The 24384-nt window shown below is 71.5% G+C and carries 20 protein-coding genes; 15 read left to right on the top strand and 5 right to left on the bottom strand.

The genetic code is table 11. The annotated features are described in order from the left end of the window. The first annotated feature begins 102 nt into the window (after positions 1–102). From KUA19_RS27470 to KUA19_RS27500, 7 genes are read left to right on the top strand one after another with little or no spacing between them, the layout of a single operon-like run. Positions 103–4968, top strand: coding sequence for a right-handed parallel beta-helix repeat-containing protein (locus KUA19_RS27470; RefSeq protein WP_217400531.1), 4866 nt, complete (start codon positions 103–105; stop codon positions 4966–4968). Beyond that, the gene (locus KUA19_RS27475) at positions 4965–6212 is read left to right on the top strand and encodes a multicopper oxidase domain-containing protein (protein WP_217400532.1); all 1248 of its coding nucleotides are present in this window, start codon (positions 4965–4967) and stop codon (positions 6210–6212) included. Before KUA19_RS27470 ends, KUA19_RS27475 begins: the two co-directional genes overlap by 4 nt. Positions 6213–6222: 10 nt before the next feature. Beyond that, positions 6223–7944, top strand: coding sequence for a multicopper oxidase domain-containing protein (locus KUA19_RS27480; RefSeq protein ID WP_217400533.1), 1722 nt, complete (start codon positions 6223–6225; stop codon positions 7942–7944). Positions 7945–7968: 24 nt separating this feature from the next. Continuing rightward, on the top strand, positions 7969–8931 hold the full coding sequence (locus KUA19_RS27485; RefSeq protein ID WP_217400534.1) for a multicopper oxidase domain-containing protein: 963 nt from the start codon (positions 7969–7971) through the stop codon (positions 8929–8931). After that, positions 8931–9479, top strand: coding sequence for a hypothetical protein (locus KUA19_RS27490; protein WP_217400536.1), 549 nt, complete (start codon positions 8931–8933; stop codon positions 9477–9479). The genes KUA19_RS27485 and KUA19_RS27490 overlap by 1 nt, the downstream gene beginning before the upstream one ends. After that, complete coding sequence (locus tag KUA19_RS27495) at positions 9463–11334, top strand: copper resistance CopC/CopD family protein (protein ID WP_217400538.1); 1872 nt, start codon at positions 9463–9465, stop codon at positions 11332–11334. The genes KUA19_RS27490 and KUA19_RS27495 overlap by 17 nt, the downstream gene beginning before the upstream one ends. Continuing rightward, positions 11331–12788 (top strand): S8 family serine peptidase, encoded by a 1458-nt coding sequence (locus KUA19_RS27500; protein WP_217400540.1) that lies wholly within the window; start codon positions 11331–11333, stop codon positions 12786–12788. Before KUA19_RS27495 ends, KUA19_RS27500 begins: the two co-directional genes overlap by 4 nt. 222 nt (positions 12789–13010) lie before the next feature. Here KUA19_RS27500 and KUA19_RS27505 read toward each other — a convergent pair whose 3' ends face one another. Beyond that, the gene (locus KUA19_RS27505) at positions 13011–14435 is read right to left on the bottom strand and encodes a B12-binding domain-containing radical SAM protein (protein WP_254550194.1); all 1425 of its coding nucleotides are present in this window, start codon (positions 14433–14435) and stop codon (positions 13011–13013) included. A 122-nt stretch (positions 14436–14557) separates the two neighbouring features. Between KUA19_RS27505 and KUA19_RS27510 the strand changes: the two genes are divergently transcribed. Then, positions 14558–15466, top strand: coding sequence for an extracellular catalytic domain type 1 short-chain-length polyhydroxyalkanoate depolymerase (locus tag KUA19_RS27510; protein ID WP_217400542.1), 909 nt, complete (start codon positions 14558–14560; stop codon positions 15464–15466). Here the strand turns inward: KUA19_RS27510 and KUA19_RS27515 are convergent. Next, positions 15463–16404 carry a prenyltransferase/squalene oxidase repeat-containing protein gene (locus KUA19_RS27515; RefSeq protein WP_217400544.1) on the bottom strand — a complete coding sequence of 314 codons (942 nt, stop codon included), beginning with the start codon at positions 16402–16404 and terminating at the stop codon, positions 15463–15465. The two genes, KUA19_RS27510 and KUA19_RS27515, sit on opposite strands and share 4 nt — an antisense overlap. 44 nt (positions 16405–16448) lie before the next feature. Then, positions 16449–16910, bottom strand: coding sequence for a bacteriocin immunity protein (locus KUA19_RS27520; RefSeq protein ID WP_217400545.1), 462 nt, complete (start codon positions 16908–16910; stop codon positions 16449–16451). A gap of 59 nt (positions 16911–16969) precedes the next feature. Between KUA19_RS27520 and KUA19_RS27525 the strand changes: the two genes are divergently transcribed. From KUA19_RS27525 to KUA19_RS27535, 3 genes are read left to right on the top strand one after another with little or no spacing between them, the layout of a single operon-like run. After that, positions 16970–17821, top strand: coding sequence for an oxygenase MpaB family protein (locus tag KUA19_RS27525; protein WP_217400547.1), 852 nt, complete (start codon positions 16970–16972; stop codon positions 17819–17821). 48 nt (positions 17822–17869) lie between these two features. Then, on the top strand, positions 17870–18463 hold the full coding sequence (locus KUA19_RS27530; RefSeq protein ID WP_217400549.1) for a hypothetical protein: 594 nt from the start codon (positions 17870–17872) through the stop codon (positions 18461–18463). Then, the gene (locus tag KUA19_RS27535; RefSeq protein WP_217400551.1) at positions 18463–18720 is read left to right on the top strand and encodes a hypothetical protein; all 258 of its coding nucleotides are present in this window, start codon (positions 18463–18465) and stop codon (positions 18718–18720) included. The genes KUA19_RS27530 and KUA19_RS27535 overlap by 1 nt, the downstream gene beginning before the upstream one ends. 3 nt (positions 18721–18723) lie before the next feature. On the opposite strand, the gene KUA19_RS27540 is transcribed toward KUA19_RS27535, so the two are convergent. Then, on the bottom strand, positions 18724–19608 hold the full coding sequence (locus KUA19_RS27540; protein ID WP_217400553.1) for a metallophosphoesterase family protein: 885 nt from the start codon (positions 19606–19608) through the stop codon (positions 18724–18726). Between the two features lie 64 nt (positions 19609–19672). Next, entirely contained in the window at positions 19673–20236 is a 564-nt protein-coding gene (locus tag KUA19_RS27545) for an MBL fold metallo-hydrolase (protein ID WP_217400555.1), read from the bottom strand. An 89-nt stretch (positions 20237–20325) separates the two neighbouring features. Between KUA19_RS27545 and KUA19_RS44670 the strand changes: the two genes are divergently transcribed. The 4 genes from KUA19_RS44670 to dinB all read left to right on the top strand — a co-directional run bounded on the left by KUA19_RS44670 (position 20326) and on the right by dinB (position 24196). Next, positions 20326–21642, top strand: a complete 1317-nt coding sequence (locus KUA19_RS44670) for a diguanylate cyclase (protein WP_217400557.1) — start codon at positions 20326–20328, stop codon at positions 21640–21642. Positions 21643–21711: 69 nt separating this feature from the next. Continuing rightward, positions 21712–22542 carry an LLM class F420-dependent oxidoreductase gene (locus tag KUA19_RS27555; protein WP_217400560.1) on the top strand — a complete coding sequence of 277 codons (831 nt, stop codon included), beginning with the start codon at positions 21712–21714 and terminating at the stop codon, positions 22540–22542. Continuing rightward, a complete protein-coding gene (locus KUA19_RS27560) occupies positions 22539–22946 on the top strand; it encodes a TIGR03668 family PPOX class F420-dependent oxidoreductase (protein ID WP_217400561.1) in 408 nt (135 codons plus the stop codon). The genes KUA19_RS27555 and KUA19_RS27560 overlap by 4 nt, the downstream gene beginning before the upstream one ends. Before the next feature lie 59 nt (positions 22947–23005). Further along, positions 23006–24196 (top strand): DNA polymerase IV, encoded by a 1191-nt coding sequence (gene dinB, locus KUA19_RS27565; protein ID WP_217400563.1) that lies wholly within the window; start codon positions 23006–23008, stop codon positions 24194–24196. Positions 24197–24384 lie beyond the last annotated feature (188 nt).

Genomic DNA, 24384 nt, shown 5'->3' on the forward strand with positions numbered 1-24384 from the left:
CCACGGGGATCCGGCGTCTGCATCGGGCCTGCGCCAGGGCCGGCAGTGCGCTCGCTGCGACGGCGTGGGCGCCGGACTGCGGGTGCCGTTGCCGCATTCCTCGTGGCTGGGTTGCTGCCGCTGCTGACACCTGCGGCCGGCGCCCAGGCGCAGGCGATGTCGTCCACCGTCACGATCCAGGCGAACGACCTCGCGTCGGGCGCGACGCTGCCGGAGTTCCAGTACCTCGTCAACCGCGACAACAGCCGGCTGCCGACGGACCCGGATCCGTCAATGCGTACCGGCATCGCACCGACCGAGAGCAACACCCCGATCGTCGCCGAGGGTGACCAGAACCGCCCGACGATCCAACTGCCGGACGGGCGATACCTGATCTCGATCCGGTCCGCCGATCACAAGATGTGGGGTCGGCACATCACGCTGCCCCGCGACGCCGGGACGGTGCGGATCGACCTTCGCGAGGCGAGCGAGGCACACCCGCTGCCGCTAGGCAAGATCAAGGTGTTCGTCTTCAACGACAACCAGTGGGCCAACAGCGCACCCGACACCGGGGAAGCGGGCCTGCGCGGCTTCCACGTCACGCTCGAGGAGCAGACCGAGGCGCAGGTCTCGGTGGACTATCACAACAAACCGCTCTGCGGTGGCGACTGCGTGACCGACGCCGACGGCCTGGTCCAGATCGACGACCTAAGTCCGGCGTCGTACTTCGTCTACGTGACGCCGCCCGAGCACACCGGGTGCGGACCCGGCGGCGCCGGAAAGTGGGTGCAGACCAGCACCTTCGAGGGCGGGTTCGGCGTACGGGCCGGCGTCGAGGAGGGCAGCGACGGCAACGGCGCCCCCAGCGAGGTGCTGTGGGAGGCAGCGAACCTGCGCACCTCATACTGGTTCGGCTTCGTGTGCACGGCCACCGACTTCGCCGTACCGGGCACCGCCACGATCAGCGGGACGGCACGCAACTGGCAGGCCTGGCCGCCGTTCGAGGTCCTCACGATGGGCGAGCCCGTCGAGAAGGCGTACCTCGCCCTCAGCGACAGCGCGAGCGACAACACCGTCTTCGTCGGCCGGGGCGACGCCGACGGCAACTTCAGCATCGCGAACGTTCCGGCCGGCACCTACAACATGTCGATCTGGGACGAGCAGCTCAACTACATCATCCGCTTCCTGCCCGTCACCGTGACCGCCGGCCAGCGCCTCGACCTCGGCGATGTGGGGGTCTCGCGCTGGTTCGGCTGGCTGCACGGGCATGTCTACAAGGACAGCGGGGTGGCGGCCGACGGCACCGTGCTGCCCGCCGGCACGCAGGGCAACGGCATCCGCGACTGCGCCGACCCCGCCACCGTCTCCACCTGCGAGGCGGCGATCCCCAACACCGACGTCGACCAGCGCTGGCGCGACGGCTCCATCAAGGACGCCACGGTCACCGACGCGCGCGGGCACTACGAGTACCCGCAGGCCGAAGGCGGGGGGCTCGGCAAGTGGTTCGTCGGTGAGGTCGGGTTCACCCGCTTCGGCACGACCGGTGCCGCCGTGCACGACGAGTACAACCCCGGCCTCTCCACGCACGTACCCACCGCGCAGGGCGGCGGCCTGCTGACCAACCAGCTCGTGACCGAGGGACATCGCGCCGAGGTCGACTGGGGCAAGTACCAGTACGGCGACGACGAGCCGGGTCAGATCGTCGGCATCACCTACTTCGCGACGACGCGCAACGAGTTCGACGCCCGGTTCCAGGCACACGAGGACTACGAGCCGGCGATCCCCGACGTGACCGTACGACTCGAGGGTCTGGGCCCCGACGGCCTGCCGAACACGACCGACGACCCGATCCTCAACGAGTACGTCACCGACCACTGGCAGCCCTCGACCGGCTGCGACGTCCGCGACTCCACAGGTGTCGACATCGGCGGAGACGTCAACCCGCAGATCGGTGCGAAGTGCATCGAGGTGCCGACCACCGGCAACGAGACCAAGGACGCCGCCTTCGACGGCGGCTACGCCTTCGCCGACTACTGCCCGGACGGCTTTGACCACTTCGATGCCGGCGGCGACACGGTGTGCGCCGGTGGAGCCGGGCCGGTCCCGCTGGTCGCGGGCACCTACATCACGCATGTCGTGATGCCCCGGGACGCTGCCGACCCGCGTGATTGCAACCCGGCCAACCCCGACGGCTTCAAGTACATCAGCGGGCCGACCGGGCCTGCGGGCGGCAAGGGCTGCCTCTACCGGCCGGTGCGGGAGGAGGACGTCAACGTCGATCTCGGCGCCCAGTTCACCCCGGACCTCCCGCCGCCGCCGTGCACCGGCGACGCGCACGTCATCGACCAGTCGACCCTCACCGAGCGCAGCGTCTACTTCGGCGTGAACCCGAGCCCGTCGAAGCCGCTGTGTGACAAGCGGCTGGTCGTGCTCCAGCAGAAGCAGAACGCCAACGCCGACTTCTTCATGATGACGAACTTCCGCAGCGGCCCCGACGTCGCCGAGCCGGGCCGCATCGTCGGCCTGGTCACCGACGACATCTACTTCGACCGCGACCCGCAGTCGATCTGGTACGGCGAAGCCCGCCCCATCGGCGACATCCCCATCGGTGTGCGCGACTACGCCGGACGTCTACTGACCACACTGACCACCGCCGAGTCCGGTGCCTACGAGGCGATCCTGCCCTCGACCGAGACGTTCAACTGCCCGATCCCGCAGGGGCCCTGCCCGGGCATGTACGTCGTGGTGATCAACGACCCGGGCGACAAGGCACACCCGAACCCGAACTACAAGCCGAACTACCTGACCGAATCGCTGGCCTGGGACGTCTGGCCGGGACTGACCAACCAGCTCGACACACCGCTCGACCCGATCTCCGGCACCGCCTGCGAGCTGGCCGTCGACACGCCGGAGCTGCTGCAGGTCTCCAAGCCCTACATCAGCGCCGGCGACAGCGCGGCGGCACGGCTGATCACCATCCAGGGCGACTTCTTCGGCACGGCCGCGGGCAGTGTGCTGCTCACCGACGCCACGCCCGCGCAGACCAGGACGCTCACCGTCGCCAACGGCGGCATCGTCAGCTGGGCCGACCGGCAGATCGCCATCCGGGTCCCGGCGGTGGGCGGGTCGTCGAGCCAGATCCGGCCCGGGCCCAAGCAGCTGTCCATCCGTACGGCGGCTGGCGCGTCCACGACAAACGGGCTGACCTTCCACATCCTCGGCAACACCGCCGGGTCCGAATACGCACCGCCGGTGGTCGACGTCGATCCACCGACGAACCCGCACGCGATCCAGAACGCGATCAACGCCGCGACCCCGGGCAGCCTGCTCGTGCTCAGGCCGGGCGTGTACCGCGAGAACGTCGTGCTGTGGAAGCGGCTCAAGCTGCAGGGCCTCGGCCCCGGCGGCATCGTGGGCGCCCGCGAGCTCCAGCAGCGCAGCCCCGACGACCCGCGCTTCAACATCCAGGGCACGGTCATCGACGGCCGCTTCTTCCAGGACAACAAGGCCGCGTGGCAGGCCACGGTCGCCTCACTCGGGTCGCTGGCCGGCGTCGACGCGAGCCACCCGGTGCTGCCGGGCGCCGACATCACCGTCGTGGCCAGGAAGAAGGACGACTACACCACCAGCTCCAGGCCGGCCCGCATCGACGGCATCGGTGTCACCACGGGCCGAGGTGAGGGCGCCGGCGGCATCCAGCTGCAGGCGTACGCGATCAACCTGCAGCTGACCAACAACGTCCTGGAGAGCAACGGCGGGGTGTTCGCGGGCGGCATCGGTCTCGGACAGCCCTATGCCGACGGCCACAACACCGGCGTGAAGATCCTCTACGACCGGATCATCGGCAACGGCGGCCTGACCCGCTCCGGCGGCATCGGGATCTTCCGGGGATCATCCAACTACGAGATCGCCAACAGCATCCTCTGCGCGAACTTCGGCGTGGAGTACGGCGCCGGCATCTCCCACTGGGGTCTCAGCCCAGGCGGGTCCATCCACGACAACCAGGTCTACTACAACGCGTCGGTCGACTCGGGCGCGGGCATCGCGATCTCGCAGGAGCTGCCCCGGCCAGGGCCGAACGGCAACACGCCGCTGGGCGACGGCTCGGGAGCCGTCGACATCGAGCGCAACCTGATCCAGGGCAACTACTCCGGTGACGACGGCGGCGGCATCTTCCTGCACGACGCGCAGAAGGAGCGCGTGCGCATCCGCAACAACATGATCGTCGACAACGGGTCGGCGGACATCGGCGGAGCCATCACGATGGACGACTCCGCCAACGTGCAGATCGTCAACAACACGATCGCGAACAACGTGGCCACCGCCTCCTGCGAGACCTGCGACGCGACACCGCACTCGGCCGGTCTCGCCGCGGAGAAGAACGATCCGCTGTTCCAGGCCACCCTGCCCAGCGGCGCACCGAAGTTCTCCAACCCGGCGGCCCTGTTCGACAACATCTTCTGGAACAACGAGGCGTTCACGCTCAGCCAGCCAGGGCCTGGGGCCACGCTCGTCTCACACGGCTACATCGACTTCGAGGTGCACGGCACGACCAGCGCCGGCGACACGTTCCGGCCGCGGTATTCGCTGCTGACCAACGGCCAGATCCTCGGTCCCGACGGACAGCTGCACGCGCTGCCGGGCGGCCAGGGCAACATCACCGGCCAGGACCCGCAGTTCATCGACCCCGTCACCCTCGAGCTCCAGGTGGCCGGCTCGCGGCTCGACCCGCAGATGGCGGCGGTCACCATCGTCGCCGCCGACCCGCCCACCGGGGTGCCGGGCGACTACCACATCGCCGCGGGGTCGCCCGCGGTCAACCGGGGCCCGACCTACTCGAACTTCCCGTCGTCGACCAACAGCTCCACCGTCTTCGCGCCCACCGTCGACTTCGACGGGCAGCCGCGCTCGCAGTCCCGACAGAACACCCCCCTGGACCTCGGGGCCGACGAGCTCCCGTCCCAGGGCACCCAGGGAGAGACACCATGACCGACTCCACGCGCCGGGAGCTGCTGCGCTCCATCGGACTGGGCGCCGCGGCCACTGCGGCCGGCGGGTTCGGCGCCTGGACCGTCCTCGGCGGGCAGACCCCGACGCGGGCCGCGGCGGCGGCCAACCCACCGGTCAGGATCGCGCTGGCCGCCACCGACGGCCACATGACGCTGCCCGGACGCCCGCCCGTCTACATCTTCGGGTTCATCCCCGTGCCGCAGGCCATGTCCGTCGGCCAGCTGACGAACACGTACAAGGGCAAGGCGCAGCATGTCTCACCGATCCTCGACGTGCGGCAGGAGACCGACCTCTACCTGACCCTGACCAACCTGGGCCTGGTCGGACGGCCCGACCTGACCGACTCGCACACCGTGCACTGGCACGGCTTCCGCACCCCGTCGGCACTGTTCGACGGCGTGCCGGAGATGTCGGTCGCGGTGCCCATCGAGCGCCAGTTCACCTACTTCTACCGCCCGCACAACCCGGGCACGTACATGTATCACTGCCACTTCGAGGACGTCGAACACGTGCAGATGGGCATGACCGGCATCGTCTTCGTCCGGCCCAGCCAGGACGGTGACAGCGGATGGGACCCGCTGCACCGGACGACGACCTTCGCCTACAACGACGAGGACGGCTCCACCGCCTACGACCGGCACTTCGCCATCCTGCTCAACGAGGTCGAAGAGCGCCAGCACGAGGCCGACGAGCAGATCCAGGAGTTCATCCCCACCGAGTACGACCCGGCGTACTTCACCCTCAACGGCCGGGTCTATCCGCAGACCGTGCTGGTCAACGCCGACCCGACCCTGCCCAGCCAGCCGATCTCCGCCCTGATCCAGGTCAATCCCGGCGACCGGGCACTGCTCCGGCTGGCCAACCTCGGCTACCAGCAGCACGCGATGCAGCTGCCGGGCATCGCGATGAAGGTGATCGGCGAGGACGCGACCCTGCGGCGCTCGCCCGCGGGCGTGGACACCTCGTACTGGACGAACACCCTCTACATCGGCCCGGGCGAGGCGCGTGACGTCCTGTTCACGGCGCCGCCGTTCAACCCGTCCGCGCCCACGGCGACCGACGGCCACGGACGCACCTACAACACCTACCTGTTCAAGAACCGGGACTTCCGGCGGCTGTCCAACGGCGGCGCGCCGGGCCTGGGCGGCATGGCGACCGAAGTCCGGGTCTACCAGGGATCCCCGCTGCCGGCCCAGACCGTCGTCGGCCAGACCTATGCCTGAGAGGGCGACGATGACCAAGAGACTCCGCCAGCTCGGGCTCGTCGCCGCGGTCGGTGCCGTGGCCGCGGTCGGCGCCTCACCGGGCGCCGGAGCGCACCAGGCGGGGCCGCCCCGGATCGGTATGGTCTGCACCACCGGCCCGGTCTTCGATCTCGTCGCCAAGACCGGACACGTGGAGACACCCGACGGCAACAGCGTGCTCATGTGGAGCTACGCCGATGCCGGCGCGGGCGGCCGCTTCCAGAGTCCCGGCCCGGTGATGTGCGTCAGCGAAGGCGACACCGTCACCGTCAACCTGCACAACGACCTGAGCGAACCGGTGTCGATCGTCTTCCCCGGTCAGCAGGGCGTGACCGCGACCGGCTCGCCCGGCCTGCTGACCGGCGAGGCGCCGGCCGGTGGGAACGCGTCATACACGTTCGTCGCCGCCCATCCGGGGACCTACCTCTACGAAAGCGGCTCCGATCAGTCGAAGCAGGTCGAGATGGGCCTGTACGGGGCCCTGGTGGTCCGCCCAGCGGGCCATCCGGACCGCGCCTACGACTCGGCCAGCCAGTTCGACCCCGCGCGCGAATACCTGCTGCTGCTCAGCGAGATCGATCCGGACCTGCATCACGCGGTGGAGAAGGGCGACACCTACGACTTCAACAAGTTGCGCAGCCGATACTTCGCGATCAACGGCCGGGAACTGCCCGACACCATCCAGGACAACGGCGTCTCCTGGCTGCCCGCCCAGCCTTACGGAGCACTGGTGCGGGTCAAGCCGTACGACTCGGCACGCAACCCGCTGCCGGCGCTCATCCGCATGGTCAACGCCGGTGCGCTCAACCACCCCTTCCACCCGCACGGCAACCACGTCCGGGTGATCGCGCACGACGGCCGGCTGCTGCGGAGCCCGGCCGGCGCCGACGCCTCGTCGGAGCACTTCGGTGACGTCATCGGCTCCGGTCAGACCGCGGACATGCTGTTCAAGTGGACCGACCAGGACTCCTGGGACGCCGGCAGCAACCCGTTCCCCGCCGACGCCGCACCGCCCAGCTACCGCAACATGACCTTCATCGACGACAACACCTGGTTCAGCGGCAGCCCCTATCTCGGCGCCCTGGGCACCCTGCCCACCGTGGTCACGCGGCAGGGCCTGTGCGGTGAGTGGTACTACCCGTGGCACAGCCATGCGCTCAACGAGTTCACCAACTTCGACGAGGGCTTCGGCGGCATGGCGACGCTGCTGCGGGTCGACCCGCCCGGCGGCTGCACCGGGTACGCGATGTCGACGAAGATCCTCGCCGGCGGCCAGCGGTCGGGCGACTACACCGCGCTGGGCGCGACGGACTCGCAGTACTTGCAGGTCAACTCGACGACCACCGGCTCCCGGGCCGCCGACTGGTACGGCGGCTTCACCGGCGTGTCCACGGGCTCGACCAACCTGCGGGTGCGCTATGTCGGCCGCAACTGCGGCACCACCAGTGGTGCCTGCCCCGCCACCGCGCCCGTCGCGACCGCGGTGTCGATGTGGAACTGGGCCAGCAACGCCTGGGTCCAGCTCGGCGCGACGACGAGCGTGGGTCCGGCGGGCGCGACCATCACCGGCGCGCCCCCGGGCGCGGAGTCCGACTTCATCGGCACCGGCGCCGACCGGGGCCAGGTGCGGGTGCGGGTACGGGCGTCGGGCTCGCCGACCAGTTTCGTCGCGCAGGGCGACCTGCTGCTGATCACGTACGACGCCGCGTAGCCGAGTTCAGAGGAGATGCTTGCGATGCGTGCACCGGCACGTCCCAGGGCCCGCGTGGCGTTCGTACTCGTACTGGTGGCGGCAGGCCTGCTGGGGCCGGGCGCACCGGCGTCGGCGCAGCCCGTCACGATCGACCTGTGCGTCGAGGCGGGGACGTTGCCGCTGCCCGGCGTGGCCGCGACCCCGGTGTGGGGGTTCGCCGTCGCTGGGCACGACGGCGCCGGGCAGCCGACCTGCGTCGGGGTCACGCCGCAGGTGCCCGGCCCGGTGCTCACCGTCAACCAGGGCGACACCGTTGCCGTCGTCGTGCACAACGACCTGGCCGCGGCGGTCTCGCTGGAGGTGCCCGGCATCGCGGTCACGCAAGGTGCGGCGCCCGCACCGGCGCACGGCTCCGCGGCCTTCACGTTCGTGGCGGCAGCCCCGGGCACCTACCTTTACCAGAGTCCGGCCGACGCCGGCCGGCAACTCGCGATGGGGCTCTACGGTGCGCTCATCGTGCGCCCGCCAACGGCAGGCCAGGCGTACGGCGTGTCCAGCGCCTACGACACGGAGGCTGTCACTGTCCTCAGCGCGATCGACCCGGCCTTCAACGCCGACCCCGCCGGTTACGACATGCACCGGTACGCGGCGACGTTCTGGCTGATCAACGGCAAGGCGTACCCGCAGACCAGCCCGATCCACGGGCTCGCCCCGGGAACCCGCGTGCTGCTGCGCTACCTCAACGCCGGCTTCGACAACACGACCATGGTCCTGCTCGGGCTGCACCAGCGTGTCCTCGCCCAGGACGCGCGGGTGCTGGCCAACCCCTTCGACTCCGTCGCCGAGACGATCCCCGCCGGCGCGACCGAGGACACGATCGCCGTCATCCCGGCCACCGGCACCCGGTTCCCGCTCTACAACCGGCAGCTGCACCTCACCAACGGCACCCCCGCCAATCCCCAGCACACGCCCGGTGGGATGCTCACCTACCTCCAGGTGCCGTGATGGATGCGCGCCGCCCCTCGGCTCGCGGCAGGTTGCGTGACCTCACCGCCCGCGCCCGCGACCTCAGCCGAGCCCACCCGCGCCGCACCGGCATCGCCGCCGTCGTCGCGCTGGCCGTCGCCGCCGGTGCCGTCGTCCTGCTGCACCAGAGCGGTCCGCGGGAACGGCCGCCTGCCGACGCGGCACCGGTCCCGGCCGCCTGGACCCGCCCCGCCGTGGCCGCCGCCGACCTGGCCGCCCGGGTCGGCGTGCGGCTGGTGCGGGTGGCGGCGACGGGTGACGGAGGGCTACTGGACCTGCGCTACCAGGTCATCGACCCGAACCTGGCCGACGGACTGCACGCACCGTCGACGCCGCCGGCGATCGTCGACGAGGCCAGCGGGCTCGTGCTGCATGAGCTGCTGATGGGTCACGAGCACTCCGGCGCCCTGAAAGCCGCGATCACGTACTACCTGATCCTCGAGAACCCCGGCAACTGGGTGCACCGGGGGAGCAGAGTGACCGTCCTGCTCGGCGACGCCCAGGTGGAACATGTCCTGGTCGAGTAGGCGCCGCCGGCGGCGGATGAACTGGCGGCGACTGCTGGCTCGGACGGTCCTGACCGCGGCGTGCGCTCTGCTCGCGCTCGGTCCCGCCGACCCGGCGCAGGCTCATGCCGCGCTGATCGGCTCGGCGCCTGCCGACGGTGCCGTGGTGGCCGAGTCACCCCGCGCCGTGCGGTTGTGGTTCAGCGAGGACATCGCGCCAGGCCTGAGCACGACCCGCCTGCTCGACACCGACGGACGAGTGATCGAGGGGATCGCGGCGGTGCCGGGTGACGACCCTCGCATGCTCACCCTGGACCTGCCCGCACTGCCCGCCGGTGCATATGCGCTGACCTGGCGCGTAGTCGCCGAGGACGACGGGCACCCGACCGGCGGCACGCTCGTGTTCAGCGTGCGGGGCACCAGCCGCGCGGCCACCGCCGCCGCCGCCGACGCGACCGGCACGGCGCCGCTGGATGCCGCACGGCGCTGGCTGTGGCTGTGCCTGCTCGCGGGCCTGATCGGCGGGCTCGCCGTGGCAGGGGCGGTGCTGCGCAGGGCGATCCCGGCCGATGGCACCGACCCGCTGGCGCAGACCGTCCGCCGCGCCGACCGCCGGGTGCTCGCGGTCGCCGCGATCTGCGGCGGCCTGGCCGTGGTCGTCGGAGCCGCCGACCTGGCGATCCGGTCGGCTGCCGGGCCCGGCCCCGCGCTGCTGCTGACCCGGTGGGGACGGTTCTCGCTACTGGGTGAAGGCCTGCTCTGCGCTCTCACCGCGGTAACGTTCACCCTCGTCGGGACGGCCGGTGAGCCACGCCGGCGCAAGACCCGCACCCTGTGGACGGCCGCCGGTGCGCTCGCGGCCGCTGCCGTGTCGGTGGAGGCGCTGCGCGGCCACGCGGCCGGACTCGACTCGTACCGCGGGCTCGCCGCCGTGGCCGCAGCCGCCCACATCCTGACGGCGTGCGTATGGCTGGGCGCGATCGCGGCGCTGGCGGCGATGCGGTGGCGGTCCGGCGACCGGACCGAGCGTGCCGCGCTGTTCCGCGCCTGCCGGCCACCCTTCACCCGGATGGTGCTGCTCAGCGCAGGACTCATCGCGGCAACCGGGCTCTATCACGCCGGCCAGCAGGTGGCCTCCGCAGGCGACCTGGTCTCGACGGGATACGGCCGGGTGCTGCTGGCAAAAGCCGTCCTGGTGACCGCCGCCCTGGTGCTCGGGCTGTGCAGCAGCGCCCGGTGGCGCCGATCCGCCGCCGGGCACCGTGGCGCACCGTCGGCGTCCAGCCGGCTCGGTCCAGGTCGGCTCCTGGTCGCGGAGGTGGCCGTGGGCCTGCTCGTCCTGCTCGGCGCCGCGGTGCTCGGGCAGACGGCGCCCGGCCGGGTGCCGGAGGCGGTCCCCGCGGCCCCCACGACGGGCACCGGCACGGTCGACGACCTCGTCGTCACGGTCGCCCTCACCCCGAACCGGCCCGGGGTCAACGGGGTGACCGTCCTGGCCGCCAGCGCACATCGGCCGCCGCCCGCGCCGATCGACGCCGTCGCGGTCGAGGTCGCCTCGGGCGCGACGACCCGTACGCTCCGGCTGCGGCCGGTGGCGCCGGGCCGCTACATCGGCGCCGCCGAGCTTCGCACACCCGGCCCGGCTCGGCTGACCGCGGTGATCTCCCGAGGCCCGGACCGCCTCGCGGTGCCGGTCGACTGGTCGGTGCCGGTCGGCGGTGTGCGGGAACCGGCTCGTGGTCCGCGCCTGCGCTCCATCGTGGAGCCGTTGGCGGTGCTGATCCTCGCTGCGGTGATCATGGCCGCCCTGTGGTGGTCGGTGCTCTCCCGGTGGCGATGGCGCCTGGACCTGGACGCCCCGGACGAATCCCGGTGAGGGCCGCGGCCCGGGTCATCGCAGCGGCCCTCTCGCTCGGGCTCGTCGGCAGCCCATCGGTGCCGGCCGAGCGGTCCGCCCACGCCGGACCCGCGCCGACGACCGTCGACGCCGGGCTGCGTGCCGAGCTTGCCGCCACAGCGCCCGGACAGCTGCTCTCGGTGGTGGCGAGGCTGGTGGCGCAGACGGATCCCGCCACCATTCATGCGCCCACCGCCGATCTGCGTCATGCCGCTGTCGTCTCGGCGCTGCGGGCGCAGGCGGCGACCACGCAGGCGGACCTGCTCGGGCTGCTCGCCGCACGACGCGCGCAAGGCCTCGTGGCCGCCGTCGACCCGCTGTGGATCTTCAACGGGATCGCGATCACCGCCGTTCCGTCGGTGATCCTCGAGCTCGCCGCCCGCCCCGAGGTCGAGTCGCTCCTCCCGGACCGGATCCTGCAGATGCCGGCGCTGCGCACGGGTGTGCCGTCGCTGCGCGACCTGCCTGACGCTGCGGCACCGGAGCCCAACATCGCGCTGGCCGGTGCGCCGCGGCTGTGGGAGCTCGGGCTGCGCGGCCGGGGCATCGTAGTGGCGAATGTGGATACCGGAGTCGACCTCAGCCATCCCGATCTCGCCGGCCGCTGGCGCGGTGGCACCAACAGCTGGTACGACCCGAGCGGCGAGCACCCGCTGAACCCGACGGACGTCAACGGGCACGGCACCTCGACGATGGGTGTGATGGTCGGTGGGGATGCCGGCGGCACCACCGTCGGCATGGCCCCCGATGCCACCTGGATCGCGGCCAAGGCCTTCGACGACCGCGGCATCGCGACGTCGAGGAGCATCCACCGCAGCCTTCAGTGGCTGCTGGATCCTGACGGTGATCCCGCCACTGCGGACGCACCGGATGTGGTCGACAACTCGTGGACCATGCTGTCCTCCGGCTGCGACCTCGAATTCCGCCTCGACCTGGCCAACCTGCGGGCGGCCGGCATCCTGCCGGTGTTCTCGGCCGGCAACCACGGGCCACTGCCGGGAACCATGCCCAGTCCGGCGAACAACCCCGACGCGTTCGCCGTCGGCGCCACCGATGAGGCCGATGCCGTCGACCCGGCGAGCAGCCGGGGACCGTCCCCGTGCGGGCCCGCGGTGGCGCCGAGCCTCGCGGCTCCCGGTGTCAACGTGCGTACGACGGATCTGTACGGGCAGTACCGGACGGTCTCGGGCACCTCCATCGCCGCGCCACATGTGGCAGGGGCGCTCGCGCTGCTGCTGGACGCCTTCCCTGACCTGCCCGCCGACCGCCAGGCGGCCGCGTTGGAGGCGGGCGCAGCGGACGTCGGGCCCGCCGGTGCGGACCCGGCCACCGGATACGGGCGGTTGGACGTCCTCATGGCCTATCAGTGGCTCTGCTCGAGCGGAGGACAAGGTGGTCGCGGCCGGATGACCGGCGTGTGCGCCGTCCCGTAGCCGACGGCCTGCCCGGCGGCCCGTCGAGCCGCGGGGCAGCGCCTACGTGCACATTGGGCGATGATGGGCGGCGATCATCTCGACCACGGGGCGTCTGCCCCGCGGCCTCCACACCATCGACGGGGTGTTCACCATCGACTTCGACTCCTCGTCCTACCAGACGGTGACGATGATCCACGGCAGCACCCACAACGTCTGCGACGACCTCGACTGAGCTGAGCTTCAGCCCTGCAGCAGGGGCAGCTCGCGGCGGGCGGGGACCGGGGCCGCCTCGGCCCGTCGCCCGCCGAAGCTGCCCAGCGTCGACTCCAGCAGCGGCAGCGCGTGCAGCACCGCCCTGGTCCGGATGGCCAGATCCCATACCGGCTCGAACTTCTTCCAGCCGCCCGAGTACGCCATGTGCCGCAGCCGGTCGCCCAGCGACTCCTTGGCCGCCGCCCCGCGCCAGATCGAGCCCCAGCGGTAGAAGTCCCGGTAGGCCCGCCAGTAGCCGTCTTCGAGCTGCTCGCGGGTCATGCCGCGGGGTTCGAACACCACCTGCCGGGTGTCGTAGCGGTCCCAGTCGCGGTGCAGCAGTCGCTCCTGTCCGGCGATCCGGTCGAACAGCCCCGTCCCCGGGTACGGCGTCATGATGTGGAACGTCGCCGTCTCGATGCCCTGCTCGATCGCCCAGGCCACGGTCCGGTCGAACACGTCGGGTCCGTCGTCGTCCATGCCGAACACGAACGACGCGTTGACCATCACCCCGGCGTCGTGCAGCCGCCGCACCACCGCGCCGTAGTCGCGGCCGATGTTCTGGCGTTTGCGACTGCCCGCGAGATTGCCGCTGTTGATGGTCTCGAAGCCGACGAACATGCTGCGCAGCCCCGCCGCCACCGCCTGCTCCAGCAGGCCGGGCGCCAGGATCGAGTCGACCGTGGCGGCTGCCTGCCACAGGCGGCCCATCCCGGTCATGCCCGCGAACAGTTCGGTGGCGAAACGGCGGTTGCCGAACAGGTGGTCGTCGAGGAAGTAGAGGTGGCGGCCGGGCAGCCGGTCGATCTCGGCCAACGCGTCCTCGACGGTCTGCGTGTAGTACGACTTGCCGCCCTCGAAGAACGCGTCCTTGTAGCAGAAGTCGCAGTGGTGCGGGCAGCCGCGCGACACCACGATCGAGTTCGGCACCAGGTAGCGGTGCCGGTCGATCAGGTCGCGGCGGATCGGCGGCAACCCGGCCAGGGTCCTGGTGGTGGAGGTGTAGCGCGGCTTGGCCTGCCCGCGATACCAGTCGGCGAGAAACTGCGGCCAGGTGTCCTCGCCGGGGCCGAGGAAGACCGTGTCGGCGTGCGCGGCCGCCTCGTCGGGCAGCGAGGTGACGTGCAGACCGCCGAGCACGACGTACGCGCCGCGCGCCCGGTAGTGGTCGGCGATCTCGTAACTGCGCCGGGCCGAGGTGATGTAGACCTGGATCACCACCAGGTCCGGCACCGGGTCCTCGTCGAGGCGCAGCCGCTGCACGTGCTCGTCGTGCAGCGTGACGTGCGCGTCGCCGGGCAGGTATCCGGCCAGGGTGGCCAGCCCCAGCGGCGGGAACAGTGAGTATTTGATCGGTCGGAAGAACGGACTGGTCGCCTCCGTCAGCGCGGGCAGGATCATCTTCACTCGCATGGCGACGACGCTAGGCACCGACCATGGTGGTGCGGCGGTGCCGACGTGCAGGTTCGGTGAAGACCGTCGGACCCTGACCGCGCGCTTACCTGGGCCGTACCGGAGCGGCGCAGACTGTCGGCATGCGGGCGTTCGTGGCACTGCTGATGACAGGCGCGGTTCTACTGGCGGGGTGCCAGTCCCGGCGCGAAATGGACCCGACGTCTGTCGGGGTGTCTGACCACCACATCACCGTCGACGGGCGTGATCGGACCTATCAGTTGTACGTCCCGTCGTCGCTGCCGCCGGGCGAGGCAGTGCCGCTGGTCGTGGTGCTGCACGGCGGGTTCGGCACCGGGTCGCAGGCGCGTGGGTCGTATGGCTGGGACGCGCAGGCAGACGGGGGCGGGTTCGTGGTGGCGTACCCGGACGGGCTGGTCCGCGCCTGGGCGGTCGGGGGCGGCTGCTGCGGGCGACCGGGGGAGCAGGGCGTGGACGACGTCGCCTTCATCGAGGCGATGGTCGCGCGGGTGGGGGAGTCGGTTCGGGTCGATCCGGCGCGGGTGTACGCCACCGGGATCTCCAACGGCGGGCTGATGTCATACCGGCTGGCCTGCGACACCACGCTGTTCGCCGCGATCGGACCCGTCGCCGCGACCCGGCTGGGCGCCTGCGAGCATCCGGCGCCGGTTTCAGTCATTCACGTGCACGGCGACGCCGACCACAACATCGCGCTCGACGGCAGCCCAGGCGACGGCTTCGCCACCATCGACGGCCCGCCCGTGCCGGAGGTCATCGACGAATGGCGGGCCGTCGACGGCTGCGGCCAGGCGGCCGTCAGCACCGACGGCCCGGTCACCACCTCGCGGTGGTCGTGCCCGAACGGGCGCGCGGTAGAGCTGATCGTGGTCGCCGGTGCCGGGCACCAGTGGCCCGGTTCGGTGCCCAAACCGGTGCTCGAACGCGCGCTCGGGCTCGACCCACCGGCAACCGCCCTCGATGCCACAGCCGTGATCTGGGATTTCTTCGCCGTACACCCCAAGGCGGGTTAGGACTGCGTGCCTTTCGCGCCGTCCCACCAGTCGAGGACTCGCAGGGCGCGCAGCGTGTTCCACCGGCTCGGTTCGCCGACGGTTTCGAGGTCGAAGAAGACCCGCCCCGGGTGTACCCGGTCGAGCAGCCAGCAGCCGTCCGGCTGCCGCTTGGAGCGGACCAGTTCGACGGCTTCGGCCATCCGCGGATCGGGCTCGGCGCCCGCCCGGCGGAAGTAGTCGAGCGCCCGCAGCACGTCGTAGTGCCAGTAGTACGGGAACGCGAAGTCCGGATACGCCGGGTCGATGACGTCGCCGGTGCTCAGCCGCCGGAACAGGCCGCGTGCGAGGAGGTACTCCTCGCCGCCGCGCCGGGCCTGGCGGACCTCGTCGGAGCCGCCGGTGGCGCGTTCGAACTCCAGCAGCCCGTCCAGCACGTTGATCGTGGTGTCGACCGAGGAGCGCACCGAACCGTTCTCGGCCTCGCAGTTCCAGCCGCCGTCGGGCAGCCGCTCGCCGAGCAGGCGTGCCACGATCGGGGCGACGTCCATCCCGAAATAGGCGCCGGTCTCGATGGTCCGGCCGTTGATGCACGGCTCGACCTCGCCGTCGAAGAACCGCTGTCCGTCGTGCTCCCACCGGCAGTTCTCGGCGACCAGGGCGGTCGCGCGGCGCGCCCGCTCACCGGCCGGGTCCAGTCCGAAGATCAGCAGAGTCTGCAGCGTATGCATGGTGGCGGTCCACGGCTGTCCCGGCTCGTCACGACTGTACGAGGCCGGGAAGCACGCGCCGCCGTCCCACGGTCCGTCGGCGTCCGCCAGCGCGAGCAGCCGGGCACCCCAGCCCTGACGCGCCACCCGGGCCCGGTCGGCGGCGACCTCGGCGGGCGTGGCGTCGGCCAGGTCCCGCAGCACCTGCCAGCGGACGGCCGGGTCGGAGTCGAGCAGCCATTCCATCATCGGCGCAGCCTAGCGGCCCGCTCCGACAAGCGCGCGTCGATCGGTCACAGCTCGATCGGCTGGTAGCTCAGGATCTCGTCGACGACCTGCTCCGGCGTCGGTTCCCGGCCCAGATGGGCGGGCGGGTGGTAGATGACGCCCCAGGCGCCCGGTCGCACCGTGTTGGTGTCGAGCAGAAGCCGGTAGTAGTCCGCGTCCGGGCCCTCTTCCATGATCCGGCGGACCAGTTCGATCAGCTCGTCGCGGGTGACGTCGGGCACGCGCGGCCAGGCCGGACGGGCGAGTTCGAGGGCGAACTCCGCGACGCCGCGCCCCGCGTCGTACTCGACGAAGTCCCACAGCGTGCACGTGTGGCCGGTGGCCTCGTTGAAGGCGGCGACCGCGGCCTCGGCCACCGCGCGGTCCCCGCTCAGCACGAGGTCCTCGAGGTGGGCGATCTCGGCGCTCAGCTCGGCGATCCGCTCCGCCGAGACGGGCGGGGGCAGCAGTTCCGGGCGCAGGTCCATGGCGGCATTGTGGACCATGGACCTGTCCGACGCCGCCCCGACCGTGAGGACCCGACGAGTTGCACACCTCAGCCCGCACCAGCCCGCCGCAGGAGACGCCGGTGGACCAGCACGCCGTCTACCGGCATCTCGCGCTGCGCGAGTTCGGCGCCGACCTGCGTCTCGGGCTCAACCTGGCCTTCTACCGGACGTTCGCGGTGCCCGCGATCGCTCGGTTGCTGCTGGACACGGGTGAGCTGACCGAACGCACCCGCAAACGCGCCGACGACACCGGCCTGTTCATGTACGAGCTGATCGCGCACGGCCCCGACCACCCGCGCGGCCGCCAGGTGATCGCCGCGCTCAACCGGATCCACCGCGTCTACGACATCACCCCCGATGAGTACCGGTACGTGCTCGGCACGTTCGTCTTCATCCCGACCCGGTGGATCGACCGCTACGGCCCGCGCCGACTGCGCGCCGACGAACGGGCGGCGACCTGGCACTTCTACCGCGAGGTCGGGCGACTCATGAACATCCGCGACCTGCCCGACACCTGGGCGGAGTTCGAGGACTGGTTCAACGCGTACGAGCGCGCGAACTTCGGCCACGACGAGGCCGCCACCAGGCTGATCGACGCCACCAGGGACATTCTCGCGAGCCGGTTTCCCAGGCCGCTGCGCCGTTTCGCCGCCGCGGCGGCCGACGCCCTGCTCGACGAGCCGGTCCGCCGGGCGCTGGGCGTGCCGAAGCCGAACCCGGCGGTCCGGGTGACGGTGCACCTGCTGCTGCGTTCGAGCGGCCGGGTCCGCCGCTGGCGCCGGACGCCGGAGTCCTTCTTCACCCCGGGGCAGCCCGCCCGGACCTATCCCGACGGTTACATACTGGAAGACCTGGGTCCTGATCCGGTCCGGCCGGTCTCACGCCGTTGACCCACTCGGGCGAGCCGTCGGTGGCGGGTGAGCCCTAGCATCTCGGCCATGGAGGAACGGGGATTCTGGCGGCGTCGGTGGCCCGCGATCCGGCGCCCCGCGCTGGTGATCGCGCTGCTCGGGCTGGTGTCGGGGCCCCTCGGCGCGGTGCCCGCGGTGGATCTGGCGATGGTGCACGCGCCGATGCCCGGCGCGGTGTGTCCGCTGCTGCGGGCCGAGTTGCTCGACCTGCTGGTGCCGGGCCGGGCCGACCTGCGCGACGGCACCGAGCCACTGGACCCGAAGCGGCCGTTCAGCGTCGCCTGGTGCTATGTCAGCACCTCGAAGAACGATGCCACCGAGACCGGCGCCGTGCGTCTGTCGGTGACGGTCGTCGCCTACGGTCGCCGGGGTTGGGACGGCCCGGTGGCGCTGGCAGAGAACTACCTGTCCCACGCGGGCTTCGTCGGTGAGCGGCGGTACGCGGTGCCGGAGCTCGGCCCCGGCGCCCACTTCTGGTTCGGCAACGACGGCACGGTGTACGTGCAGGCCCGGCTGGGCGGCCGCGGCGTCGGCGCGGAGTACTTCAACCTGGGCATCCCGGTGGAGCGGCGAGTCGAGGCGGCCGTCCTGGCCGCCCGGGAAGTGCGGGCGGCGCTGTGATGAACGACGGATTCTCCCGCCCGAACGCCACCGCCTGGGCGCTGGCCCAGGCCCGGATGGAGCGACCCGCCGCGAACTGGTTCGTGCGCAACCTGATCGGCGCCGCGGTGATGATCGCGTGCGCGCTGGCCGGTTACCGGGTCGCCCAGGCCCTGGTCGAGCCGATGACCCACTGGCAGATCGAGCGGGTCAATGAGGATGCCGTCCGGCCGCCACGGCCGCCGTTGCCGACGGCCCCGTTCACGGGTGCGCGCTGACCGTCAGTGGCAGGTGCCGGTCCCGGTGTCGGTGAAGGACTTGCCCTTCTCGGGGATGAAGCGCCACTCGTAGCTGTCGGCGTGCAGCGTGAACGCGATGACGCCGAAGGTGGTGTTGTCGCGCACCTCGCTGTTGGGCTGGATGGTGCCGAACTGGTACAGCCCGCCTCCGCCGGTGCCCACCACGAACGTGCGCAGCCCGCGTGCCTGGTCGACCTTCCCGGTGGGGTCCATCGGGGCGAACCGCTCGTACTGGTGGTTGTGCCCGGCGACGACGACCTCGGCGCCGCTGTCGTAGAGGGCCTGGTAGAGGGGCAGGGTCGCGGTGTCGGGCGCGTGGTTGGCGCCCGAGGTGAACAGCGGATGGTGCCAGTAGGCCAGGGTGCAGTGCCTGCCACTGGCCGCGAGGTCGGCGCGCAGCCACCGCTCCTGCGCCGACCCGGGCGTCATGTCGACATTGGAGTTGAGCGACACGATGTGCCAGGTGCCCAGATCGAAGGAGTAGTAGCCGAGGCCGGGCGGCCCGGCGACGGCGCCGAAGTAGTCGTAGTAGCCGGTCGCGCCGGGTGTCCGGTAGTCGTGGTTGCCGGGGGCGGGGCGGGTGCGGGACTTGTGCCTGCCCCACGTGGGGCCGTACAGCTTGTCGAACTGCTTGGCGGTGCCGCTGTCGTACGCGTTGTCGCCGAGGGTGAAGACGGTGCCGCCGATGTCGTCGAGCAGTGCCGCAGTGGCGCTGTCGCCCTTGCCGGAGGTGGCGATGTCACCGGCGCCGACCAGTACCGGGTCCTTCGACCAGTCCGGTGGGGCGTCCTCGGCCCGGCCCGGACCGCAGCCGGTGAGCGCCAGGACCAAGGCCGGCAGGGCGCCGGCGAGCAGGGGTGTCTTCATGATGTAGGCATGGTAGGCGCGACCGGCTGAGAGCAGGCTGAACGCGGGGTGAAGTCGGCGGGCGTCAGCGCGGCGTGTTCTCGTCCGGGACGAAGGCGGCGCCGTGGCCGGGCACGACCAGCGACGGCCGCAGGGCCAGCACCCGGGCCCGGGACGCGGTGAGCGCGTCGGAGTCGGTCGCCTTCGGGTCGTGCGCTGGTCCGCCGGAGTGCCACCACACGTGAGTCAGTGCGACCAGGCCGTCGGCGGTGTCGACGAGGGTGGTGATGTCCTCGGCGGTGTGGCCGGGAGTCCGGATCAGGCGGATCGTGTCGGTCAGCGCGAAGCCTTCGGCGTCTCGACTGACCCACTCGTCGTTCACGTAGTACGCCCAGTGGTCGTGGTAGCGGGCGTTGCGGAACAGGGCCGCGTTGATGGTGTGGTCCGGGTGGTGGTGGCTGAAGATCACGTCGGTGATGTCGTCGGGGTCGACGCCCAGCTCGCGCAGCGGCGCCAGGATCTGCTGCCGGTCGGCGACCATGCCCGGGTCGACCACCGCGAGGGTGTCCCCGTCGCGCAGCAGCGTCACCGTGCTGGCCACCCGGTCGCCGATGTAGCCGTTGTTGAGCACCCACAGTTCCGCGGTCACCCGCGTAGGCTACTCGATCATCGGGCGGTACATGCGCCGGTATCCGGTTGGTGCCGGTACGAGAAGTTCTGGCTGGCTACCATGGGCGGGTGAGGGTGCCGACCGGGCCGCACCGGCTGTCCCGGCTGCTGGCTCGGCTCAGCCGGTTGGGGCCACGGCTGATTCTGGCGTTCCTGGCCGTGTCGCTCCTGCTGCCGCTGGTCGCGCTGGTGGCGGTGCGCGAGCAGCATGCCGCCAGCGTGCGGGCCGCGCAGGCGGAGGCCCAGCGGGTGGCCCTGCATGTCGCCCACAACGTCGTCCGGCCGCTGGGCCCCGGGCAGCCCCGCATGTATCAGCGCCCTGAGGAGCTGCAGCGCTACGTCACCGACATCCATCGCGATCTCGGGCGCGACATCGAGGTCGTCGACGGCGACCGGCGGGTCCTCGCCGACGCCATTCCGTCGCATCAGGGGAGGTTGTTCCTCGAGGATCCGGACGGGGAGGTCGCGGCGACCCTGCGTGACGGCGTCCCGCGCGCCTTCACCGAGCTGGGACCCGACCATCCGGGCGGCATCCAGGTCGTCGCGGTGCCCATCCTGGGCACCAAGAGCGCGATCGTCGGGGCGGTGCTGCTGGAGTACACGAAGACCTACCGTGAGCTGCTCGCCGCCGAGTCCCACATCGCGAAGGTCATGGCGGGGGCGAGTTTGTTCGGGATGGTCGTCGCGCTGGCCCTGGGGTACCTGCTGGCGCACGGCATCGTGCGGGACGTGCGGCGGCTGACCCGCGCGGCCGACCTGCTCGCGGCAGGGCACGACGACGTACGGGTGGCGGTGGGCTCGCGGGGCGAACTCGGCCGGCTCGCCTCGGCGTTCAACGTCATGGCGGAGCGGATCAGCGAGCAGCGGGCGATGCTGACCGACCTGGCCACCAGCGATCCGCTGACCGGGCTGCGCAACCGGCGCTCCTTCCACGCGCAGTTGGAGACGGAACTGGGCAAGGCCCGTGCGCTGGGCAGCCGACTGTCGGTGCTCATGCTGGACCTGGACCATTTCAAGTCCATCAACGACCGCCACGGCCACCTGGCCGGGGACGCGGCACTGACCCAGACGGCGGCGGCGATCCAGCGCGAACTGCGCGCCGACGACGTGGCCGCGCGGTTGGGCGGGGAGGAGTTCGGGGTGCTGCTGCACGCCGATCTGGCCCAGGCGTTCGCGGCCGCCGAGCGGCTGCGGGCGGCGGTGGCGCGCACCCCGATCCGGCACCAGGACCTCGAGCTGTCGCTGACGGTGAGCATCGGCGTGGTCGGCTACCCGGTGCACGGGCAGACCAGTACGGCGCTGCTGCAGCGGGTCGACGAGGCGCTGTACCGGGCCAAGCGCGAGGGTCGGGACCGGGTGTGCGGGCCGCCCGACGAGCCGAGTTGAGCGGTTGTCCCCGGTACGCCCTCAAAACGCTCATATGCTGACCAAGGTGTCCGACGGTTGGAGGCGGCGATGGAGTTCGGAGTCGGCTACTTCCCGACGCACGACGGGATGCGGCCCGGTGAGGTGGCCCGGCTGGTCGAGCAGCGGGGTCAGGACGCGCTGTTCTTCGCCGAGCACAGCCACATCCCGGCCAGCCGCGAGTCGCCGTACCCGTTCGGCGAGATGCCGCCCAAGTACTGGCACTGCTACGACCTGTTCGTCGCGCTGACCGCCGCGGCCGAGGCGACCTCGCGGCTGCGGGTGGGCAGCGGCATCTGCCTGGTCATCCAGCGCGACCCGATCCACACCGCCAAGTCCGTGGCCAGCGTCGACCACCTGTCCGGGGGCCGGTTCGAGTTCGGTGTCGGGGCGGGCTGGAACCGCGAGGAGATGCGCAACCACGGCACCGACCCGAGGGTGCGGATGGCCGTGCTGCGCGAGCGGGTCGAGGCGATGAAGGCGATCTGGGCCGACCACGAGGCCAGCTACCAGGGCGAGCACGTGTCGTTCGACCGGATCTGGTCGTATCCGAAACCGGCGCAGTGGCCGCATCCGCCGATCCTGGTCGGCGGCTCCGGCCCGACCGTGCTGGACCGGGTGGTGTCCTTCGGGGACGGCTGGCTGCCCAACTACGGCGAGGACCCGGGCGTGTTCGAGCGGATCGAGCAGTTGCGGGCGCGGGCGCAACGGCCGGTGCAGGTGCAGTTCCTGTCCGTCCCGCCCGACCCGGCGGTGCTGGAGAAACTGGCCCGCGTCGGGGTGCACCGGGCGATGACCTGGCTGCCGTCCGGTCCGCGTGGTCCGGTCGAGCGGGCGCTGGACAAGTGGGAGGACGCGATCGGGGAGTTCACGGTCGGGTGAGGCCCGCCGAGCGGTTCGCCTCGGCCCGCGTGGCCAGGCTGGCCACCGTCGACGCGAGCGGCTGTCCGCACCTGGTCCCGATCGTGTTCGCGCTGGACGGCGACACGCTCTACAGCGCCGTCGACCGCAAACCCAAACGCACCACTGCGCTGCGGCGGCTGGCCAATGTGGCGGTCCAGTCGCGGGTGTCGGTGCTGGCCGACCACTACGAGGAGGACTGGTCGCGGCTGTGGTGGGTGCGCGCCGACGGCGCCGCCCGCGTGCTCGCGCTCACCGAGCCGGAGTCTGAACACGCGCTGCGCCTGCTGACCTCCCGCTATCCGCAGTATGCCGACCAGCCGCCGCCCGGCCCGGTGCTCGCCGTCGACGTGGATCGCTGGAGCGCCTGGTCGGCCGACGGTTGACGCGATTCTTGACAGCGATTCTTGACAGCGATTCGAACGTCTGTACTAGTATGCGGGTCATGCGGAGCGTGGCGTCGATCCTGCACGCGGATCTCGACTCGTTCTACGCGTCCGTGGAGCAGCGGGACGATCCGCGACTGCGCGGCCGACCGGTCATCGTCGGCGGCGGCGTGGTGCTCGCCGCCAGCTACGAGGCCAAGGCCTACGGGGTGCGCACTGCGATGAGTGGCCGCGCCGCCCGCGAGCTGTGCCCGCAGGCGATCGTGGTCGAGCCCAGGATGGCGGCGTACACGCAGGCCAGCCGGGACGTGTTCGAGGTCTTCGACGACACCACGCCGCTCGTCGAGCCGCTCTCCATCGACGAGGCGTTCCTCGACGTCGGTGGCCTGCACCGCATCAGCGGCAGCCCGGTCGAGATCGCCGCGCGACTGCGCCGTGATGTGCTGGAGCGCGTCGGCCTGCCGATCACGGTCGGGATCGCCCGGACCAAGTTCCTGGCCAAGGTCGCCAGCCGGGTCGCCAAGCCGGACGGGCTGCTGGCCGTGGCGCCCGACGACGAGCTGTCGTTCCTGCACCGACTGCCGGTCGAGGTGCTGTGGGGCGTCGGTCAGGTCACCGCCGCGAAGCTGCACCAGCGCGGCATCCGCAAGGTCGGGCAGGTGGCGCGCCTGGGCGAGGCCGCGTTGGTGTCGATGCTCGGCCAGGGGTCCGGCCGCCACCTGCACGCGCTGGCACACAACCAGGACCCGCGCCCGGTGGTCGTCGGCCGCCGTCGCGGCTCGATGGGCGCCCAGCGGGCTCTCGGCCGAGGCCGGCACACCGCCGAGTACCTCGACGCGACCCTCGCCGGACTGGTCGAACGGGTCACCCGCCGGATGCGCAGGGCCGAGTGCCCCGGCCGCACGGTGGTGCTGCGGCTGCGCTTCGCCGACTACACCCGCGCCACCCGCTCGTTCACCCTGGCCAAGGCGACCGACCAGACGCAGGCGATCCTCGACGCGGTGCGGTCCCTGCTGGCGACGGCAGCGCCGCTGATCGCCGAACGCGGCCTGACCCTGATCGGCGTCTCGGTCGGCAACCTCGACCGGGACGGCCACGTGCAGCTCGAACTGCCGTTCGCGCAGGTGCACCGCGACGCCCTGGACACCGCCGTCGACGCGGTGCGCGAACGCTTCGGCACCACCTCACTCCAGCGCGGCACGCTGCTGGGCCGGGACCCGGGCCTGGCCATGCCCATGCTCCCCGACTGACCGCCAAGATCGCCGTCCGAGGTCACTTCCGGTGCAACGACCACCGTGAATCAGTCGGCGGCTCCCGTATCGCGGGACAGCATCCCTGAAGATCGCCGCCTCCGGTCACTTCGCTACCCGGCCTCGGCCCGAAACCCCAGATTCTGACCGCCGACACTGATCCCCAGCGCGAAGATCAGTGTCGGCGG

This window comes from Catellatospora tritici (assembly GCF_019083965.1).
GTDB classification, from domain to species: domain Bacteria; phylum Actinomycetota; class Actinomycetes; order Mycobacteriales; family Micromonosporaceae; genus Catellatospora; species Catellatospora tritici.

Excerpts from the sequence above, each read along its gene's own strand:
- KUA19_RS27475 (WP_217400532.1), top strand. The coding sequence starts at position 4,965 with ATGACCGACTCCACGCGCCGGGAGCTGCTGCGCTCCATCGGACTGGGC.
- KUA19_RS27480 (WP_217400533.1), top strand. The coding sequence starts at position 6,223 with ATGACCAAGAGACTCCGCCAGCTCGGGCTCGTCGCCGCGGTCGGTGCC.
- KUA19_RS27485 (WP_217400534.1), top strand. The coding sequence starts at position 7,969 with ATGCGTGCACCGGCACGTCCCAGGGCCCGCGTGGCGTTCGTACTCGTA.
- KUA19_RS27490 (WP_217400536.1), top strand. The coding sequence starts at position 8,931 with ATGGATGCGCGCCGCCCCTCGGCTCGCGGCAGGTTGCGTGACCTCACC.
- KUA19_RS27495 (WP_217400538.1), top strand. The coding sequence starts at position 9,463 with ATGTCCTGGTCGAGTAGGCGCCGCCGGCGGCGGATGAACTGGCGGCGA.
- KUA19_RS27505 (WP_254550194.1), bottom strand. The coding sequence starts at position 14,435 with ATGCGAGTGAAGATGATCCTGCCCGCGCTGACGGAGGCGACCAGTCCG.
- KUA19_RS27510 (WP_217400542.1), top strand. The coding sequence starts at position 14,558 with ATGCGGGCGTTCGTGGCACTGCTGATGACAGGCGCGGTTCTACTGGCG.
- KUA19_RS27515 (WP_217400544.1), bottom strand. The coding sequence starts at position 16,404 with ATGATGGAATGGCTGCTCGACTCCGACCCGGCCGTCCGCTGGCAGGTG.
- KUA19_RS27520 (WP_217400545.1), bottom strand. The coding sequence starts at position 16,910 with ATGGACCTGCGCCCGGAACTGCTGCCCCCGCCCGTCTCGGCGGAGCGG.
- KUA19_RS27530 (WP_217400549.1), top strand. The coding sequence starts at position 17,870 with ATGGAGGAACGGGGATTCTGGCGGCGTCGGTGGCCCGCGATCCGGCGC.
- KUA19_RS27535 (WP_217400551.1), top strand. The coding sequence starts at position 18,463 with ATGAACGACGGATTCTCCCGCCCGAACGCCACCGCCTGGGCGCTGGCC.
- KUA19_RS27540 (WP_217400553.1), bottom strand. The coding sequence starts at position 19,608 with ATGAAGACACCCCTGCTCGCCGGCGCCCTGCCGGCCTTGGTCCTGGCG.
- KUA19_RS27555 (WP_217400560.1), top strand. The coding sequence starts at position 21,712 with ATGGAGTTCGGAGTCGGCTACTTCCCGACGCACGACGGGATGCGGCCC.
- dinB (WP_217400563.1), top strand. The coding sequence starts at position 23,006 with ATGCGGAGCGTGGCGTCGATCCTGCACGCGGATCTCGACTCGTTCTAC.